The sequence below is a fragment of the Gluconobacter japonicus genome (assembly GCF_015244665.1).
Taxonomy (GTDB): domain Bacteria; phylum Pseudomonadota; class Alphaproteobacteria; order Acetobacterales; family Acetobacteraceae; genus Gluconobacter; species Gluconobacter japonicus.
The window spans coordinates 33,276-52,555 of the sequence record NZ_JABCQN010000001.1; the positions used below are offsets into that span (position 1 = coordinate 33,276).

Annotated in this window: 12 protein-coding genes; 8 read left to right on the plus strand and 4 right to left on the minus strand. The window is 55.0% G+C overall.

The genetic code is table 11. The features are described 5' to 3' along the window. Position 1 precedes the first annotated feature (1 nt). On the minus strand, positions 2–616 hold the full coding sequence (locus HKD32_RS00185) for a LysE family translocator (RefSeq protein ID WP_023944636.1): 615 nt from the start codon (positions 614–616) through the stop codon (positions 2–4). A gap of 112 nt (positions 617–728) precedes the next feature. On the opposite strand from HKD32_RS00185, the gene HKD32_RS00190 reads away from it, so the two are divergent. From HKD32_RS00190 to HKD32_RS00215, 6 genes are all read left to right on the plus strand, one after another. Next, positions 729–2,174, plus strand: a complete 1,446-nt coding sequence (locus HKD32_RS00190) for an aminotransferase-like domain-containing protein (RefSeq protein ID WP_194257309.1) — start codon at positions 729–731, stop codon at positions 2,172–2,174. A 125-nt stretch (positions 2,175–2,299) separates the two neighbouring features. Continuing rightward, positions 2,300–4,702, plus strand: coding sequence for a TonB-dependent receptor family protein (locus HKD32_RS00195; RefSeq protein ID WP_194257310.1), 2,403 nt, complete (start codon positions 2,300–2,302; stop codon positions 4,700–4,702). Positions 4,703–4,967: 265 nt separating this feature from the next. Then, the gene (xdhA, locus tag HKD32_RS00200; protein WP_194257311.1) at positions 4,968–6,428 is read left to right on the plus strand and encodes a xanthine dehydrogenase small subunit; all 1,461 of its coding nucleotides are present in this window, start codon (positions 4,968–4,970) and stop codon (positions 6,426–6,428) included. Continuing rightward, entirely contained in the window at positions 6,421–8,748 is a 2,328-nt protein-coding gene (gene xdhB / locus HKD32_RS00205; protein WP_194257312.1) for a xanthine dehydrogenase molybdopterin binding subunit, read from the plus strand. The genes xdhA and xdhB overlap by 8 nt, the downstream gene beginning before the upstream one ends. A 2-nt stretch (positions 8,749–8,750) precedes the next feature. Further along, the gene (xdhC, locus tag HKD32_RS00210; protein WP_194257313.1) at positions 8,751–9,542 is read left to right on the plus strand and encodes a xanthine dehydrogenase accessory protein XdhC; all 792 of its coding nucleotides are present in this window, start codon (positions 8,751–8,753) and stop codon (positions 9,540–9,542) included. 295 nt (positions 9,543–9,837) lie between these two features. Beyond that, on the plus strand, positions 9,838–11,265 hold the full coding sequence (locus HKD32_RS00215) for a glucoamylase family protein (RefSeq protein ID WP_194257509.1): 1,428 nt from the start codon (positions 9,838–9,840) through the stop codon (positions 11,263–11,265). Here HKD32_RS00215 and treZ read toward each other — a convergent pair. The 3 genes from treZ to glgA are packed head-to-tail and all read right to left on the minus strand — an operon-like array spanning position 11,262 to position 16,892. Further along, complete coding sequence (gene treZ, locus HKD32_RS00220) at positions 11,262–13,019, minus strand: malto-oligosyltrehalose trehalohydrolase (protein ID WP_061930309.1); 1,758 nt, start codon at positions 13,017–13,019, stop codon at positions 11,262–11,264. The two genes, HKD32_RS00215 and treZ, sit on opposite strands and share 4 nt — an antisense overlap. An 18-nt stretch (positions 13,020–13,037) precedes the next feature. After that, positions 13,038–15,239 (minus strand): 1,4-alpha-glucan branching protein GlgB, encoded by a 2,202-nt coding sequence (gene glgB, locus HKD32_RS00225; RefSeq protein WP_061930306.1) that lies wholly within the window; start codon positions 15,237–15,239, stop codon positions 13,038–13,040. A 12-nt stretch (positions 15,240–15,251) separates the two neighbouring features. Continuing rightward, positions 15,252–16,892: a glycogen synthase GlgA gene (glgA, locus tag HKD32_RS00230; RefSeq protein WP_061930303.1), complete on the minus strand. Its 1,641-nt coding sequence runs from the start codon at positions 16,890–16,892 to the stop codon at positions 15,252–15,254. On the opposite strand from glgA, the gene HKD32_RS00235 reads away from it, so the two are divergent. Both HKD32_RS00235 and glgX read left to right on the plus strand, forming a co-directional pair. Next, positions 16,891–17,046 carry a hypothetical protein gene (locus HKD32_RS00235; RefSeq protein ID WP_167347212.1) on the plus strand — a complete coding sequence of 52 codons (156 nt, stop codon included), beginning with the start codon at positions 16,891–16,893 and terminating at the stop codon, positions 17,044–17,046. The two genes, glgA and HKD32_RS00235, sit on opposite strands and share 2 nt — an antisense overlap. Before the next feature lie 62 nt (positions 17,047–17,108). Continuing rightward, positions 17,109–19,262 carry a glycogen debranching protein GlgX gene (gene glgX, locus HKD32_RS00240; RefSeq protein WP_061930300.1) on the plus strand — a complete coding sequence of 718 codons (2,154 nt, stop codon included), beginning with the start codon at positions 17,109–17,111 and terminating at the stop codon, positions 19,260–19,262. The last annotated feature ends 18 nt before the right edge of the window (positions 19,263–19,280 follow it).

Below are 19,280 nucleotides of genomic sequence, written 5' to 3' on the forward strand. Positions count from 1 at the left end.
ATCAGTGTGACGCTGTTTCGAACGCCAGCGGATAGAGGGACGCGACCAGAAGCAGGGCCATCGTATAGTTGAAGCTTTTCAGCAGCAGGGGCCGATGCAGCCAGCGTCTCATGCCTGCGCCAAACCCGGCCCATAGTGCCACGGATGGAAAGTTCACGATGCCGCAGATCAGGCTCGCGATGGCAAGGTTGAAGAAGAATCCTTCTTTGGGAACGTAAGCTGCAATGATCCCTACCGCCATGACCCACGCCTTCGGATTAACCCACTGAAATCCGGCCGCTTGTAGAAAGGTGATCGGCTGACCCTTGCTCTTGGCTTCTGGTGCGGAAGATGACGTGGCAATCTTCCAGGCCAGCCAGAGCAGGTAGGCTGCGCTGGCATATTTCAAAGCCACATAAAACCATGGTGCATGTTCAAACAGGCTTCCCAGACCCAGCCCGAGCAGAACCACCATCACGACGAAGCCGAGTGCCACGCCGAGCATGTGCGGAATGGTTTTCCGAAAGCCATGTGTCAGCCCTGATGAGGCCAGCATCATGTTGTTCGGTCCGGGCGTTACGGAGGCGACAAACGTGAAGAGAACGAGCGGCGCGAAAGCCTGCCAGTAAGTCGGCATGAGGGAATTTCCTGTTGCAGACGGGAGCGTCCTGCAGACTATGACAGTTGATACCGGAACAGTACCGGTACAATCTGACGATATTCTTTCAGACTGTACCGGAGGTTTGACCATGCCAGTTTCCATCGCTTCATCCGGAATGCTGCCTGTGTGGCAGCCTGTTCGTGGGGCGGACAGAACTCTGGTTGAACAGCTTGAAGCCGAATTGGTCGGGCGGATCGAAGCGCATATGCTCAGGCCGGGCAGTCGTCTGCCGTCTGTCCGTAAAATGGCAGAAAGCGCAGGGTTGAGCCGTTATACGGTGATAGAGGCTTATGAGCGTCTTCAGGCTCGAGGGCTGATCCTGTCCCGGCCGGGTGCTGGATATTTCGTGCGACCACCCGTGGATCTCCCTGTTGTGGCAGAGGCTGTCGTACAGGAACAGACCGAGCCCTCTCGGCTGGATGTGACATGGCTCCTGCGTGAAATGTTTGGAACCGGAACGTCCGTAAAGCTCACAGCGGCATCAGGTGTTTTGCCACAGCACTGGCTGGATGCGGATCTTGTGGCGGGTGCCATCCGGGCGAGTGCCCGCACGGATGTTGAAGGCCTTCTGCATTATGGGCATCCGCAGGGTAGCCCGCAGTTGCGCAAACACATCGCGACCATGCTGGGAACGCAAGGAATAGCGGCACATCCGGATCATCATTTGATGACCACGGCGGGTGTGACCCATGCGATAGATCTTGTGCTTCGGTTGATGGTTCAGCCCGGTGATACGGTTCTGGTCGAAGACCCCGGATGGCCTCTGATTTTTGGACGTCTTGCAGCTTATGGCGCCCGGATCATCAGTGTTCCGAGACGGCGGGAAGGGCCAGATCTGGAGGTGCTGGAGCGACTGGCTGCGGAGCATCGTCCCAAGCTCTTTCTCATCAACAGTGTGGTCCATAACCCGACGGGTTACACGCTCGGAGCCGCCGCTGCGCATGACGTGCTTCGTCTCGCTGAGAAGCATGATTTCATGATTCTGGAAGACGACACTTATGCGGATTTCCATGATGGCACAGCCATCCGTCTTGCCTCCATGGACCGCCTGCAACGCGTCATTCTCGTTACGGGGTATGCCAAGACACTGGCCGCCGGGCTGAGGGTGGGCGTTCTGTCCGCGAGGCCGGATCTGGTTGCTCGTCTGATTGATCTCAAGCTTCTGGCGGGCCTCTCTACGCCACAACTTGGGGAAAATGTCATGACGCGACTACTGAGAGAGGGGCATTACGGACGGCATCTGCTGAGACTGCGGCAAAAGGTCAATCAAGCCCGGCAGAAATGCGTTGATGTGCTGACGGCTTGTGGTCTGAACGTGCCATACCTGCCGCCGGCTGGCATTTTTGTCTGGGCGGATTGTGGGCAGGATTCAGAGGCGGTTGCGCGGGCGGCATCTGAAGCAGGGATGCTACTGGCTCCTGGAACGCTTTTCTCATCGACGCAGGCGCCGTCCACTATGCTGCGTTTTACGGTCAGTGCTGTGGAGCAGGCAGAACTCTGGCCAGCTTTGGCATCGCTGCTTGGACGATCATAATTCCTCATGTTGCGAAATTGCAACGGGTGACAATTTAGAGTCAGAAATTATATGATATGAAATTGACACACTAAGAATAAAAACTTTCCAATGCGGGGTCTGATATCCAATGAAACGGACTCCTAATGCCCCGAGCATCTCGGCTTCTTCTTTCTGGCGTTGCTCTGGCTGGTCTGATTGCTGGCCCCGCCAACGCAGCGTCCCATAAAACCCGGCATCATCACGCGACGTCTGCTCCCAAAGCTGTTGCTCCTGTGAGAGGGGCTGGGGTTCGGTCTAAGCCTTCCGTCAAATCCGGCTCGGAAGCTATGACTGTTCATGCGCATCGGAGTGGTCCTCATAGCGCCGTGGAAGTTGTTAGCCGTCAGACGCTTGATCATTTCGTGGCCGGGACAAGCCCGATGCAGGTTCTGGCTCTAACAACGCCGGGCGCGAATTTTGCATCGGATGATGCGTTTGGTCTCGATACTGTGGCGAATACACTCTATGTGCGTGGTTTCAATCAGACCCAGCTTGGTGTCTCTCTGGATGGTATTCCAATGGGCGGGCAAGGTTTCCATAACTGGAATGGTCTTGGCGTTGACCAGATGGAAATTCAGGAAAATATCGAAAGCCTGACCATGTCTCAGGGAGCGGGGGCCTTGGATACCCCGTCTGCACAGACTCTGGGTGGGGCAATTACGTTCACGTCCAGTGATCCGGAAAACAAAGCTGGCGGGCGTATCAGCCAGCTTTTTGGTAGTAATCACGGCTTCAGAACATTCGCCAGAGCTGATAGTGGCGTTCTGAACGCAAGCGGGACAAAATTTTACGCTGCTTATGCCCGGACAGCACAGGATCTGTGGAAGGGCTATGGAGACCAGCAGGAACAGCAGGCCAATTTCAAGCTGGTGCAGCCTGTGGGAGATCACGGTAAGATTACGGCCATTTTCGATTATTCAAATTTCGAGCAATACAATTATCTCAGCGTGACAAAAAACATGTGGCAGAAGATGGGACGCAAAACGACCTATCTGAAACCAAATTACGAACTGGCCAAAGAATACGCGATGTACGCCCAGAATGGGGGAGTGCCGAGTAATCTGGAAGGCGTATTGTCCAACGATGAAATTGGCGATTACGCTTATGACGGAACCCAGACGCAGCGGAATTACATGTCTGCCATCACCGGGGATTTTAAGCTTTTCCCGAATGTGGATTCCAAGACGATTGCGTACGCACATGTTTCAAATGGCGATTACAGCGCAACCAATCCCTTCCTGACCTCTCCGACCTCACAGGTTCCAATGGCCATGGAAACGGGTCATCCGGATGTGCGACGCCTTGGGTTTGTGCAGAGTTTCGATATTCATGCCGGACATCATAACGATATCAAGACGGGTATCTGGTATGAGAACAACCGGTTTAATTACCCGATGGAGATGTATGAAGATGGAGTGGACAAACCACATTCTTCCATTTCCAATTTCAAGAACGGGACGAAATGGTGGGAAGACTCTTTCAACACCAATACCTTCCAGTTCTACTTACAGGATACCTATCATATTCTGCCTGAAATGACGGTGACGGCCGGGTTCAAATCGCTGTTGCAGACGACCCATGGTGGCACCAGCATTGATAATTCGGGTACGTTGTCACAGTGGGGCGTTTATTACAGCCATCCGGCGTCTGGCAGCCTGACTGCAGCGAATGCCTTCCTGCCGCATTTCAACTTCGATTATCATTTCCTGAACCAGCATGAAGTCTATTTCGACATTGCTGAAAACATGCGTGCCTATGATTACGGGGCCCAGAGTGGCAGTGGAAACCCATGGGGCGGTCTGGGGAGTTCTGCAAACCCGGCCCAGTCGGTATTCAATGCGAACAAGCAGACCTTACGGCCGGAACGGACATGGAATTATGTCGTCGGCTATCGCTTCAATTCGCATTTCTTCTCAGGGAGCGCGGATTTCTACCACACGGACTATTATAACCGTCTGGCAGCCATCACGAGTGGATCGACGGGGAACACTTACAGCGCTTTCATGAATGTTGGTCGTGAAACGATGAATGGCGCGGATGTGGCTGGAACGATCCGTCCTCTTCCGGGGCTGGCGATCACCAACAGTTTTAGCTGGAATGATGCGACCTATCAGGACTCACATTTGCCTTATAACGGTGCTTACATCAGCATTAAAGGTAAGCAGCAGGTCTACTATCCGAAGTTTATGTACAAGGCGAACGTGACCTATACATGGAAGCGCGCGACCTTCAACTTCAACACGACCTATACCAGTGCGCGTTACATGACATATACGAACAACGAAAAGATCCCCGCATACTGGACCTCCAACCTCAACGCGACATACGATTTCGGCAAGATTGGATTTGTTCAGAACTTCCAGACGTCGTTTGGTGTCACGAACCTGTTCAATCAGGTTTATATCGGGGGTGTTTACGGCGCTGCCTCTGTTTCGGGGGATGATAACGCCAATCTGTTCATCGCTGCCCCCCGACAGTTTTTTGGAACGGTTTCCGCGAAATTCTGATATCGGGTTCCAGAACCTCTCCATGCACCCGGCCTTCGTGCCGGGTGTTTTTGTATGAGAGGTTTTGAGGAAATGTGCTCTCGAAAAAGCAACGCGCTATGCGTATCTTAGTACTGGACGGCAACACCCTCGATAGTGCAGGAGTCTGCTAATCTTCCCCTTTCCGTATGCGGGATTTCTCGCTTTTTCAGGGTCGCATTTTGCCAGTCCAGCCAGAATTTCTTCTTTTTTCAGTACAGACTTCTTGTTCAGGGGGGCAGGTGTGATGAGACAGGCCGTTCAGTTTTATCTCGGCGATGACCGCATCGTACTTGGGGATGTCTCTCCGACACTGACCCTGCTGGACTGGCTGCGTGAGCGTGGCCGGACTGGAACGAAAGAGGGTTGCAATGAAGGGGATTGTGGTGCCTGCACGGTTCTGGTCGTTCGGCTGGAACAGGACCGGCTTGTCTGGCGCGCGGTCAATGCGTGCATCCAGTTTGTAAGTATGCTGGACGGGGCGCAGGTTTATACGATTGAAGACCTTGGCACACCAGACGCGCCGCACCTGGTTCAGGCGGCAATGGTCGAGCAACACGGCTCCCAGTGTGGCTTCTGTACGCCGGGCTTTGTCATGTCTATGGCCGCCTATCGCAAGACCCCGGGTGCTACGGATGACGATGCGAAGATTGATGACGCGTTGGCTGGAAACCTCTGCCGTTGTACGGGGTACGCACCCATCGTTCGGGCGATGAAACAGTCCATGACCGCGGGGCCTGATCGTTTCGATGCGCAGGTTCAGACCATTACGGAGCGTCTGGTGGCTCTGAATGATGGTGAAACCGTGCAGCTTTCCGGCACGGAAGGGACACTGACGGTTCCGGGGAATGTGGATGTCCTGGCGGAAGTGCTGGAACAGAACCCCGATGCGACCATTGTGGCAGGGGCTACGGATGTTGGCCTGTGGGTAACGAAAGGGATGCGGCAGCTTCGGCATGTTGTGGCCATCGGTCGTGTACCGGAACTTCGCCGGATGGAACGGACAGCAGAAGGTCTGACGATTGGGGCTGCCGTGACCTATCAGGAAGCCCAGTCCCGCATTGCAGAACTATTGCCGGATGCAGGGGAGATGATCCGTCGTTTGGGCTCAACGCAGGTTCGCAATAGTGCGACTGTGTGCGGGAATATCGCGAACGGCTCCCCGATCGGGGACGGGCCGCCGATGTTCATTGCGGCTGGAGCCACGCTTCATCTGCGTTTGGGTAATGAGCGCCGTTCTTTGCCGTTGGAATCCTACTTCATTGCCTATGGAAAGCAGGATCGTCGTCCTGGCGAGTTCGTGGAAGGCGTGACCATTCCGGTTCCTCCGGCGAATGCGCAGTTCCGGGCTTACAAGATTTCCAAACGCTTCGATCAGGATATTTCCGCTGTTCTGGGGGCTTTCATGATGGAGCGGAATGCTGAGGGCGTGATTACGTCCGTGCGTCTGGCTTATGGCGGTATGGCAGCAATACCGAAGCGGGCCGAACAGGCGGAAGCCGCGCTGCTGGGACGTGTTTGGAATGAAGAGGCACTTGAAGCCGCGCGCGCTGCCATCGCACAGGACTTTACGCCACTGACAGACATGCGGGCGACGGACTGGTATCGCCGCACGGTGGCTGCCAACCTGCTGACGCGCTTCTTTGAGGAAACGACGGGCGGCCCACAGGCGCGTCTGGCCCGCACCGGAGGGCTGGCGCATGTCTGAGGCTCACAAGATACTGGTTCAGGGGGCTGCCTCGACCAGCATGAAGCATGAAAGCGCGATCCTGCATGTGACAGGGCGCGCAAATTACATCGACGATATGCCCGAGCCGAAAGGCATGTTGCATGTCGTTCCGGGGCTGAGCACCAAGGCTCATGCGCGGATCGTTTCCATGGATTTGAGCGCGGTGCGGTCTGCGCCGGGCGTGGTGCGGGTTCTGACGGCCGAGGATGTTCCGGGCGAGAATGAGATCAGCCCGGTGCATGCGCATGATGAGCCGCTACTGGCCACGGATCATGTCTATTATTGGGGTCAGCCGATGTTTGCTGTAGTGGCAACATCCCGGCAGGCGGCCCGTCAGGCCGTACGGCTTGCAAAGATCGAGTATGAAGAGAAGCCTGCTATCCTGAACGTCGCTCAGGCACGGGAAGCTGGCGGCGATCTGGTTTGGCGTCCGCTGGTCATGAAGCGTGGTGATGTGGATGCCGGACTGGCTGCCGCGCCGCGTCGTCTGTCTGGCAGTATCACGATGGGCGGGCAGGAGCATTTCTACCTTGAAGGGCAGGCCGCTCTGGCTCAACCGGGTGAGGCGGGGGAAATGCGTGTCTGGTCTTCCACGCAGCATCCGTCTGAAACGCAGCATCTGGTGGCGTGTGTTCTGGGGCGGCCCCATCATCTGGTCACGACGGAAGTGCGCCGGATGGGCGGGGGCTTTGGGGGTAAGGAAACGCAGGCCAATGCTGCGGCCTGTCTGGCGGCTATTGCGGCTGATCTGACCGGCCAGGCTGCCAAGATGCGTCTGGACCGTGACGACGACATGATGATGACCGGCAAACGGCATGATTTCGTCGTGGATTATGATGTCGGTTTCACGGATGACGGGGACATTCTGGCGGTTGATATGGTTCTGGCCGCTCGCTGTGGCTGGTCCGCCGATCTGTCCGGTCCTGTTGTGGATCGTGCGCTGTTTCATGCAGACAACGCGTATTTCTATCCGGATGTGCGGTTCCGTTCCGAGCCACTGCGGACCAACACGCAGTCCAACACGGCCTATCGAGGGTTTGGTGGTCCGCAGGGTATTGTCGCGGCGGAGCGGGTGATTGAGGAAGTTGCGTTTGCGACGGGACTTGATCCGGTCACGGTGCGGTTGCGCAATTTCTATGGAACGACAGACCGGAACGTCACGCCGTATCATATGACGGTGGAAGATTCGATCAGTCGGGAAATTGTCACGGAACTGGTGCGGCGCTGTGATTATGCAAAGCGCAAGGAAGAGATCCGCGCTTTCAATAAAACCAGTCGATACATCAAGCGCGGGATTGCCCTGACGCCGGTAAAATTCGGCATTTCCTTCACGGCGACACATTACAATCAAGCTGGTGCGCTGGTTCATGTCTACACGGATGGTTCCGTGCAGGTAAACCATGGCGGAACCGAGATGGGGCAGGGTCTGCACACGAAAATGGTGCAGATTGCCATGCGTGAGTTTGGCCTGACGTCCGACCGGGTTCGCATTACGGCCACCACAACTGGCAAGGTTCCCAATACATCCGCAACAGCGGCGTCTTCCGGAGCGGATCTGAACGGCATGGCAGTTCTGGATGCCATTACCAAGATCAAGCGCCGCATGATCGCGTTTGCTGCTGAGAAGTGGAGCGTCTCTGAAGAAGACGTGCAGTTTCTGCCGGATGGTGTGCATGTCGGGTCAGATGTCATGACTTTCCAGCAACTGGCCTGGCAGGTTTATTTCGCCCGTATTTCCCTGTCTTCCAACGGGTTCTACAAAACGCCCAAGATTTCCTGGGACCCGGCAACGGGGCGGGGACGTCCGTTCTTTTACTTCGCCTATGGCGCGGCCTGTGCGGAAGTGTCCGTTGATCTGCTGACGGGTGAAAACACCATGGACCGCGTGGATATTCTCCATGACGCTGGGCAGTCTCTGAACCCGGATATTGACGTCGGGCAGATCGAAGGTGGCTTCGTGCAGGGCGCAGGCTGGCTGACGATGGAAGAATTGGTCTGGGATCCTGCGGGTCGTCTGCGGACACATGCCCCCAGCACCTACAAGATCCCGGCCTGTTCCGATCGGCCACGGATTTTCAATGTGGAACTGCTGGAAAATGCTCCGAACCAGGAGGAGACAATTTTCCGGTCCAAGGCCGTTGGGGAACCTCCTTTTGTGCATGGTGTGGCCGTCCTTCAGGCCATTTCGGATGCTCTCGCCAGCCTGAATGACTACAAGACCTGCCCCCAGCTTGATGCGCCCGCCACGCCGGAGCGGGTTCTGCGAACTGCCATGAGCCTGCGTGGCGAGATCGACTGATCATGTTGGAAGCCATCCGCCGCTGGCGTGATGCGAGGGAGGCAGTGGCCAGAATTACGGTTCTGGTCGCTAAAGGATCTACTCCGCGTGAAGCTGGGGCCTACATGCTGGTGACGTCGCGCGAGCAGGTTGGGACGATTGGCGGCGGCCGTCTGGAATGGGACTGCATGGCGAAGGCCCGTACTGTCTTGACGGAGGGCGGGGAACGCCTTGAGAGACATATACCGCTGGGCCCGGCCATCAATCAGTGTTGTGGGGGCGCAGTCACCGTCAGTATTGAGCGCGTCGTAGATATGGAGGCGCTTGAGCGTGAGGTCTGGAAAGAGCGGGAAGGGCTGCCTCAGCTGATCCTATTCGGGGCCGGGCATGTTGGCAGGGCTCTGGCAAAATCGCTCGCATTACTGCCTTTGCAACTCATCTGGGTGGATGCCCGGGAGGATGAGTTCGGACCGGTTCCGCCAGCCGTTGACGCGCAGGTGACGTCCGACTGGGAGAGCATTCTTGATGCTACGCCTGCTGGATCTGGGATTCTGGTTCTGACGCAGAGCCATACGCTGGATGCCCTGATCACGGGTGCTGCGCTGGCCCGTAACGATTTGCGATATGTAGGCATGATTGGGTCCCGGACGAAGCGCAAGCGTTTTGAAAGTGCCTTCCGGGCAATTGATATTCCGCAGGAGCAGATCGATAAGCTGGTTTGCCCGATCGGGGATTTTGGCGTTCGGGACAAAAGACCTGAAATGATTGCTGCTTTTGTTACGGCAGAAATTGCGGCCCGGTTTCTGGGAGAGTGAGATTCCCCCGTCGAGCGGGAATCGGGCGTGTAACGGAAGCTTGCAAAATAGTATTGATTCTTGAATTTCGGAGCTAATGATATTCGTTAATATTCGCAGTTTTCTGCGGGTAAAAATCATCACGATGTTGTGATCTCACTCCACGTTCAAGTGATGCGTTGTCTACGCTTATGCTGGGCGCATGAGCACTGACTTTCGAATGCAGCCTGCGCCGGGCAACAGGTTTCTCTCGACAGCACGACGTGCAGGACAAAAGTTCTGTGCCTCCTCTTCCCGTCTTCTCAGAACCGGGGCGGTGGCAGGGGTTGTGCATCTGGCACTCTCTTCAGGAGCAGCTCTCGCAGCGAACACGGTGGTGGCGCAGCTTAATAAGCCAGCGTCACTGACGAAAGCCGATCAGGCCTTCGTGGAAGATCTGGAGCACCGGACATTTCGGTGGTTCTGGGATACAGCCAACCCGAAAAACGGTCTGGTGCCGGATCGTTCGCCGCTTCCCAATGGTGCAGCCAGTATCGCCAGTGTCGGGTTCGGGCTGACGGCTTACGGGATCGGTGCGGAGCGCGGTTATGTCACACGCGATCAGGCGGTGGACCGCACGCTGACGACGCTACGGTTTCTCATCAGTCTGCCACAGAATGACAAGGTGTCCGGCGCATCCGGGTACAAGGGTTTTTTCTACCATTTCCTTGATCCGAACACGGGCTTGCGCGTCGCGGATTGGTCCGAACTTTCAAGCGTAGACACAACACTTCTCATGGGCGGCGTTCTGTTCGCACAGTCCTACTATGATCAGGACAATGCGAAAGAAAAGGAAATCCGCGACATTGCGGATCGTCTGTATCGCCGGATTGACTGGACATGGATGAAAGCCCATGGCCCTTGGCTCAGCATGGGTTGGTCCCCGCCTAACAACTTCATTACGACGGACTGGAAGGGCTATAACGAAGGTCTGATCATTTACCTTCTGGCCATCGCTTCTCCGACGCATCCTCTGCCTGCCGACACATGGAAGACGTGGACTGCGACTTATGATGGGCAGTGGGGAGATTTTCAGGGGCATCAGCTTCTGAATTTCGCGCCGATGTTCGGTCATCAGTATAGTGAATCCTGGATTGACTTCCGTGGCATTCAGGATGACTTCAATCGCAAGCATAATGATGATTATTTCCAGAACGGACGTGAAGCCGTGTATGCGCAGCGCGCCTATGCACAGGCCAATCCAGGCGACTGGAAAGATTATGGCGCGAATATCTGGGGCCTGACGGCGTGCGATGGACCGGGTGACGCGCATCAGGATTATGACGGTAAGCCGCGTCATTATCTGGCGTACAGTGCGCGTGGGGCCGGACGCGATTACATTCTGGATGATGGAACGATTGCGCCGACTGCGGCCGGCGGATCCATTGCTTTTGCACCGGAAATTGCACTTCCTGCTCTTGAAGAAATGCAAAAGCGCTATGGAAACCGGATCTATAACCAGTATGGCTTCCTGGATTCCTTCAATCCGTCCTTCAAGGACAAGAACGATTATTGGGTAGATGGGCAGCAGCTTGGCATTGATCAGGGGCCAATCCTGCTGATGCTCGAAAACTGGCGAAGCGGTTTCGTATGGGACGTGATGAAAAAGAACCCTTACCTGCGTGATGGTTTGCAACGCGCAGGCTTCCAGGGGGGCTGGTTGAGTGAGAAGACGGCGTCCAGCGGGAGCGATCGTCCCCTTTAAAGAGGACGATCCAGTCCTGCGACTAAACTTTCAGCAGGAAGCGTGCCGGGACGGCGATCGGAAGCGGTGTCGTAGAAAACCGTTTCCGGGTCTGTGAAAGAGGCATTCTCTTTTCCAAGATTAACGGCGATGGTCAGAAGACTGCCATTTGCCAGCGTCCAGCGCGCCACGACAGCCTTATCTCCCAGAATGTCGGCTCCTGCACTATAAGCGCCTTTCAGATAGGGCGTAATTTTCGAGTGTCGGAGCGACAGGAGCTCTCTTGTCATGGCCAGCCAGGCCTGTCCCGTTGGGGAGTCTCGTTGGCTTCTGTCCGGTTTGGAAAGTCTGAAGGTTTTCGGGTCTATGGGATTGGGAAGTGTCTTGAGGATCTCCGGATCCGTCAGGTTGCAGTATTCCGCAAACTGTTCCTCACGACCGAGAATGACTTTTTTGCCAATTTCTCCATGGAAATCCGAGAAAAAGTAGAAGGGTGTTGTGGAACCCCATTCCTCGCCCAGAAACAGCATGGGTGTCATGGGGCATAACAGCAACAGAGCGTAAGCGGCCTGAAAGGCATCAGGGTTTGAGAGAGTAATCAGGCGCTCCCCAAGCGGACGATTGCCGATCTGATCGTGGTTCTGGAGAAACGTGACGAACTTGGTGGGAGGAAGGTCACTGCTGGGTGTGCCGCGTGCCTTTTTCCGGGGTGGAAAATATTCTCCCTGCCAGGCAAAACCTTCCGTCAGAACGCGTTTGAGAAGAGCGGTTGTCTCTGTATGGAAAGGCTGGAAAAAACCTTTGTCCTCGCCGCTCAACATGACGGTCAGGGTATGGTGCCAGTCTTCGCACCACTGCCCGGAATAGCCATCCCTCAACAGGCCTGAATCATTGTTTTCGTTTTCAAGAATGAGATGGACGTGGCGTCCTTTTTCGACGGTCTTATGAATTCTGCTCTGGAGCTTATAGAACCATTTTTGATCCGTAATGGCCCATGCAGCATCAATGCGCAGACCATCAAAACGATACTCCATCAGCCAGTACAGTGCATTGTCGATGAAGAAATCCGCCACGATGGGATTGTGGAAATCAATGCCGTCGCCCCATGGTGTATCATACCGGGGGTCGAAGAAGCCCTTGGCATATTCCAGAAGGTAATTTCCGTCAGGCCCGAAGTGATTATAAACGACATCCAGAAAGACCATCAGTCCCAGTGAATGGGCATGATCGATCAGGTCTTTGAGATCATCCGGGCGTCCGTAGGCCGGAGTGGGTGCGTAGACAAGTACGCCATCATAGCCCCAGTTCCAATGCCCGCTGAAGCTGTTGACGGGCATGAACTGAATGGTCGTGATTCCAAGGTCGGCCAGTTCCTGAAGGCGCGCTTTCATGCCTTCGTAATTGCCTTCAAGGCCCAGATGCGTCTCGTAAATGATCGTTTCTTCCCAAGGACGTCCCTTCCAGTCCGGATGCTTCCAGTCGTAAGTGTCTGGGTCCAGAACTTCGCTGCGACCATGCACACCGTCGGGTTGAAAGCGGCTTGCAGGATCTGGAACCGTTATTTCGTCCCGAACCCTGTAGAAATAGCGTGCTCCGGCCCCACAGGGTGCTTCGGCTGTGAAGGTTCCGTCTGAATGACGACGCATGGTGATGGGAGCAAGGTCTTCCACCTCGACGACGACCCTGTCACAGGAGGGTGCCCAGAGTGTGAAACGCGTCTTGTCCGGAGCAATAAGTTCCGCACCAAAGCGGTTCCTGAACCTGAATGAAGACATGGAATGACCCCTTGTTTTTCAGGAGGCGGGAGAAAGATAGAGAACAGACAGAGGAGGGAGCGTCAGGCTGACAGAATGGTCCAGTCCATGAGAAGGAATATCCTGCGCATAAACCTGACCCTGATTGCCCAGATGGCTACCGCCAAAAATATCAGCGTCCGTATTCAGCAGTTCCTGCCATGGGCCACCCCATGGAACGCCAATGCGATAATCCCAACGCGGAACGGGTGTCATGTTTCCTACAATGAGCACTGGAGGGGCATTGGGGGTGTATCGGACCCAGGCAAACACACTGTTCTGTGTATCGTCCGCGATCAGCCACTGGAAACCTTCGGGGCGATCATCAAGCGTATGAAGCGCTGGAAGATGCCGATAGAGCCAGTTGAGGGAACGGATCAAGGCATGAACACCGCGTCCGAGCGGGTCTGAAAGACGATGCCAGGCGAGTTCCCCGTCGTGATTCCATTCCTGTGGTTGGGCTATTTCTCCGCCCATAAACAGGAGTTTGCGACCGGGATAAGCCCACATCAGGGCATAAAGGGCGCGAAGATTGGCATGTTTCTGCCAGTCGTCTCCCGGCATTTTGCCCAGCAGAGAGCCTTTTCCGTGAACGACTTCATCATGCGACAGTGGCAGGATAAAGCGCTCAGAATAGGCATAGATCATCCCGAAGGTGAGGTCCGACGGGTGATAGCCGCGCCAGAGTGGGTCGCGCTGCATGTAGCGCAGCGTGTCATGCATCCAGCCCATGTTCCATTTATAATCGAAACCGAGGCCACCAGTCCGGGCTGGTGCAGTCACTCCAGGCCATGATGTTGACTCCTCTGCAATCAGGAGTGTGCCTGGATGCAGGTCATGGAGTGTTTCCGAAAGATGATGCAGGAAATTGACGGCCTCAAGATTTTCGCGGCCGCCATGAATGTTTGGGCGCCATTCTCCATCTTTGCGGCTGTAGTCCCGGTAGAGCATGGATGCGACGGCATCTACACGCAGACCGTCAATGTGGAACTGTTCCAGCCAGTGCAAAGCGCTTCCTGCCAGAAAGCCACAGACCTCGTTGCGCCCGTAATTGTAAATGAGCGTATGCCAGTCCTGATGGTAACCTTCCTGCGGGTCAGCATGCTCGTAGAGATGCGTTCCATCGAACTGGGCGAGACCGTGCTGATCGGCTGGGAAATGCGCGGGAACCCAGTCCAGAATAATCCCCAGGCCTGCCTGGTGGCAGCGGTCAACGAACCTGGCAAACTGTGCACGGGATCCATGACGGGCTGTTGGGGCATACAGGCTGAGAGGTTGGTATCCCCAGGAACCGGAAAATGGATATTCCGCAATAGGCAGAAGTTCCAGATGGGTAAAGCCGAGGTCCTGAAGATACGGAATAAGGGTATTCCCCAGTTCGTCCCAACTGATGATCTCACGACCATGCTGAGGGTGACGCCAGGAGGGCGCATGAATTTCATAGATTGAAAGGGGGGCAGTATTGGATTGTCGAGAAGGGCGAGCAGCCATCCATTCCTCATCGTGCCACTCAAATGCATCTGGATGAGCAATAACGGAGGCATTGGCCGGTGGGAGTTCTGCGGCCTTGGCATATGGATCCGCCTTTGCAGGAAGTACTTTTCCGCTATGGGATACTATTTCGTATTTGTATCGTTCTCCGGCCTGGACGCCGGGAATGAACAGTTCCCAGATGCCTGATCCATGGCGAAGGCGCATGCAGTGTCTGCGGCCATCCCAGATATTGAAATCACCGACAACCGAGACGCGCCGGGCATTGGGTGCCCAGACGGCAAAACGCACGCCTTCTATACCGTTCACGGTCATGGGAATGGCGCCCATCATACGATCGATCTGCTGATGCTTTCCTTCCGAGAACAGGTAAAGATCAATATCCCCTAACAGCAGACCGAAACTGTAAGGATCATGTGTTTCCTGCCAGGCATCGGCCCAGCGGATACGCAGGAAATAGTGTGCCGAGCGTGGCAATGTCGCTGAATAAAGCCCCCGATCATCAATTCGGCGCATGATTTTTTCAACAGTTTGGCCAGAAGCTTGCTGGATCATCAAATGCACTTCTACGGCATCAGGGTAGAAGACTCTGACGATATCCTGTCGATGGTCCCGATGACGCCCCAGCACTGCGAAAGGATCGCCACACTGACCCGTCATCAGGGTGTTAATCATGTCTTGCAGTGCTGGATCGACCGTACGAGCGTGCATAGGGGAAAACTTTCAGGGGCCGGTGCCCGTACGGGGTGAAAAGGGAATAAGAGAAGATATGGTCGTTCCGCCGGATGTCCGGGGCATGCGAGCGACCTGCCGAGACAGACGAGGGCGTGCTGAAGCAGGATCTGCGCGCCGGGGGGCGATATCGGTACCCGTATCAGTGGTTTTTGTTTCGTATCCGGACATTTCGTGTAGTACCTGAGCGTACTGAGCAGCCTTCCCATTCCACGAGACATCATGGAGGGCTCCATTGCGCTGCATCCGTGCCCAAACGGCTTTCTGGCGGAACAGGGTTTGAGCCCGACGGATGGCCAGATACAGCATGTCTTCCGTGGTGGGAGAGAACAGGATGCCGTTTGCGACGCCTTCCGAAACCGCAGCGGAGTTGGCGTCAATGATCGTATCGCTTAGTCCCCCAACACGTGCGGCAATGGGAATTGATCCGTAGCGGAGTGCATGAAACTGGGTCAGGCCACAGGGTTCAAACCGCGATGGAATCAGGGAAGCATCTACGGCAGAATGCAGTCTGTGTCCGAGGACCTCGCTGTACCGAAGGTGGCAGACGAAATTGTCAGGGTAGCGGCTCCGAAGTGTGGCAAATTCCTGCATGATGGCCTCGTCACCTGTGCCAACCACAGCAAGCTGGATATTCTCCTGAAACAGACGCGGAGCCAGACGGGCCAGAAGATCAGCACCTTTCTGTGTAGTCAGGCGGCTGACCATACCGAGCAGGAGGGCGTCCGCTTTCTGCGGGAGACCAAATTCTGCCTGGAAGACACGTTTGTTGGCGCGGCGCGCGATAATGTCGCCTACAGCATACGGGAAGAATACAGACGGGTCCGTCATGGGATTCCATTCCCGAAGGTCCACGCCATTCAGGATGCCTGTCAGAACATTGGAACGGGCCCGTAGAACGCCATCCAGCCCCATGCCTTCTTCCGGTGTCTGGATTTCTTCGACATAGGTTGGAGAGACGCTGATCAGCCGGTCGGAGAGCTGAAGCGCTCCTTTCATGAAGCTGATCTGCCCGTAATACTCAAGCTTGTCAGGGGTGAAGGCATCGTCAGGTATGCCGAAGGTTTGGAGCATGTCATAAGGATAGAGCCCCTGAAACGCGAGGTTATGAATGACATGCGCGACCGGGGGTGTCGTGCCTTCCATGTAATGGAGGTAGGGAGCCACAAGACCGGCGTGCCAGTCATGTGTCAGAACCACATCAGGTTTCCAGTCTGGGAGCAGTCCCGCGGCGATCAAAGCTCCAACACGGCTCAGAACGGCATAGCGGATGCCATTGTCGCTCCAGGGTTGTCCGGAAGGTTCAAGGTAGGGATTGCCCGGCCGATCATAGAGTGCAGGGATATCCAGAGCATAAACAGTATTGCCCTCTGTTCTTCCGCACAGGACTGTCACTGTATGTCCAAGAACATTATCAATCCGGATTATTTCTTCTCTGTTGGAGAGAGCGCGAAGAACAGCCGGATAACCTGGTAACAGGGTTCGTGTGCTGACGCCCTGCTTCTCAAGAGCATCTGGCAAAGAGCCAACAACGTCTCCCAGTCCGCCCGTTTTGATGAAAGGATACATCTCGGCAGCGACCGATAGGAGCTGTAACTCCCGTTTTGTCGAGGTGGGCGTATTCTGGAGCATGGCACACACCCTTCTTGCTGTCGGCCCAGTTATTCGAGGACGTTTGTTGATTTTTGGCTTTCTGATGGCACAACGCCTGACAGAGGGTGTTGGAAACGGGATCACGGATAAGTTATCGCCTCTTTCACGGGCTCTTGCCGCGTTACCGATCTGAAGGCTGCGCGGCTCTGCCATGGGGCAGGAAAACCGGCGCGCGTCTTTTCTGGAACAATGACTATGAGCAGTTCGCGCCAGAAGGGATTACAGGAAGGTTCTCCCAATCGTCTGGGAGCCATGTTTGAAAATGACGGGGTCAATTTCGCAGTTTTTTCGGCCCACGCGAAATCGGTCGAAGTGTGTCTCTTTGATGACGATGGCAAGCGGGAAACAGACCGGATCAAGCTTCCGGAATATACGGATCACGTCTTTCATGGTTGGGTTCCTGATCTGAAGCCAGGGCAGCTTTATGGCTATCGTGTTCATGGACCGTATGAGCCGGATGAAGGGCACAGATTTAATCCGAATAAACTGCTGTTTGACCCGTATGCCCGTGCGTTTCATGGAGATCTCACGTGGGACCCGGCACTTTTCGGTTATGTGCTTGACCATGCTGACAAGGATCTGAGCTTCAATTCAGAAGACAGTGCGCCTTTCGTCCCTAAAAGCATTATCATTGATCCGACGCCGCAGCATTTTGAGAGGCCGCAAACGTCCTGGACGGATACGGTCATCTACGAAATGCATGTGAAGGGTTATACGAAACTTCATCCGCAGGTTCCTGAAAAAATTCGCGGAACTTATGCTGGTTTGTCTGATCCGACATTGCTGAAAAATATTCGAGATCTGGGCGTGACGGCAGTTGAATTCCTGCCAGTTCAGAGTTTTGTGAACAGCAAATTCCTCGCGGACAAGGGACTGAGCAATTACTGGGGCTATAATACGATCGGGTTCTTTTCTCCCGAAAGTCATTATGCTTCCGAACCAGACAATGCGGCTCAGGAATTCAGAGCGCTTGTTCGGGCCTGTCACGAGGCAGGTCTCGAGGTTATTCTGGATGTTGTTTATAACCACACGGCAGAAGGCAATGAACTGGGGCCAACGCTCTCTTTCCGCGGTCTGGACAATGCGTCCTATTACCGTCTTATGCCGGATAGTAAAAGACATTACATTAACGAAACAGGTACGGGGAATACGTTCAGCCTGACGCATCTGAACTGCATCCGGTTTGTTGCAGATAGTCTGCGGTATTGGGTGGAGGAAATGGGTGTTGATGGATTTCGGTTTGACCTTGCAACGATACTTGCGCGTGAAGATGATGGTTTCCACAAAGATTCGAGTTTCCTGCGTGTTTGCCAGCAGGACCCCATTCTCTCTCATGTCAAACTGATTGCAGAACCCTGGGATGTGGGACCAGGGGGATATCAGGTTGGGAATTTCCCCCCGGGTTGGGCTGAGTGGAATGATGTTTTCCGTGACACAACACGTGATTTCTGGCGAGGCGAGGCAAAATCCGGTGCGTTAGCCCCTCGGCTTCTGGCTAGTCCAGACCGTTTCAATCATAGCGGCCGTCGGACATGGGCCTGCGTGAATTTCGTTACGGCGCATGATGGTTTCACGCTGATGGACTGCGTGTCCTATAATGAGCGCCATAACGAAGCGAATGGCGAAGACGGGAAGGACGGCTCACCGGACAACCGCTCTTACAATTACGGGGTTGAGGGGCCGACAGACGATCCGGACATCAATGCCGTTCGCTGGCGTCAGTGCCGGAATATGCTGTCTACCTTGCTTTTGTCTCAGGGAACGCCAATGATTGTTGCGGGAGACGAGTTTGGTCGGACGCAGCAGGGTAATAACAATGCGTATTGCCAGGATAATGAAATTTCCTGGCTGCACTGGGACATTAGCGATGAAGGCAAGAGGCTTCAGTCTTTTGTACAACGTCTGACAGAACTGCGTCATCGGTATCCGATCCTGCATCGCAGCCGGTTTCTGACGGAAGCCTACAACAAGGAACTGGATGTTCAGGAACTGAGTTGGGTTACGGCAACGGGGGGGCTAATGATGCCGGAAGACTGGCAGCACGATCAGTGTTTCGGGCTCATGATTGATGGCCGCAGCCAACGCAGTGGTATCATGCGCCGTGGCTCGGATGCGACGGTTCTGATCGTGCTCAATGGATGGAAAGACTCTGTTCCTTTCATTCTGCCGGAAACAGGGGAAGGGCGCTGGAAGCTTCTGCTCGATACCAATCAACCGGATGCAGGTGCTGCTGTGGAACAGGAAGTTTTTGAGCAGAAGTTTGAATACGTCGTTACGGGACGTTCCGTGCTTCTGCTGGAACTGATCTGCCGGGACGGAGGAGACTGCAAGGAGGGGAAACCCAGTTGAGCCAGTGTTGCATCTGAG

What these genes read in the sequence shown, in the direction of transcription:
- xdhC (WP_194257313.1), top strand. Translation starts at nt 8,751, where the DNA reads ATGTTGGAAGCCATCCGCCGCTGGCGTGATGCGAGGGAGGCAGTGGCC.
- glgB (WP_061930306.1), bottom strand. Translation starts at nt 15,239, where the DNA reads ATGCACGCTCGTACGGTCGATCCAGCACTGCAAGACATGATTAACACC.
- xdhA (WP_194257311.1), top strand. Translation starts at nt 4,968, where the DNA reads ATGAGACAGGCCGTTCAGTTTTATCTCGGCGATGACCGCATCGTACTT.
- xdhB (WP_194257312.1), top strand. Translation starts at nt 6,421, where the DNA reads ATGTCTGAGGCTCACAAGATACTGGTTCAGGGGGCTGCCTCGACCAGC.
- HKD32_RS00195 (WP_194257310.1), top strand. Translation starts at nt 2,300, where the DNA reads ATGCCCCGAGCATCTCGGCTTCTTCTTTCTGGCGTTGCTCTGGCTGGT.
- HKD32_RS00185 (WP_023944636.1), bottom strand. Translation starts at nt 616, where the DNA reads ATGCCGACTTACTGGCAGGCTTTCGCGCCGCTCGTTCTCTTCACGTTT.
- HKD32_RS00235 (WP_167347212.1), top strand. Translation starts at nt 16,891, where the DNA reads ATGGCACACACCCTTCTTGCTGTCGGCCCAGTTATTCGAGGACGTTTG.
- glgX (WP_061930300.1), top strand. Translation starts at nt 17,109, where the DNA reads ATGAGCAGTTCGCGCCAGAAGGGATTACAGGAAGGTTCTCCCAATCGT.
- HKD32_RS00190 (WP_194257309.1), top strand. Translation starts at nt 729, where the DNA reads ATGCCAGTTTCCATCGCTTCATCCGGAATGCTGCCTGTGTGGCAGCCT.
- treZ (WP_061930309.1), bottom strand. Translation starts at nt 13,019, where the DNA reads ATGTCTTCATTCAGGTTCAGGAACCGCTTTGGTGCGGAACTTATTGCT.
- glgA (WP_061930303.1), bottom strand. Translation starts at nt 16,892, where the DNA reads ATGCTCCAGAATACGCCCACCTCGACAAAACGGGAGTTACAGCTCCTA.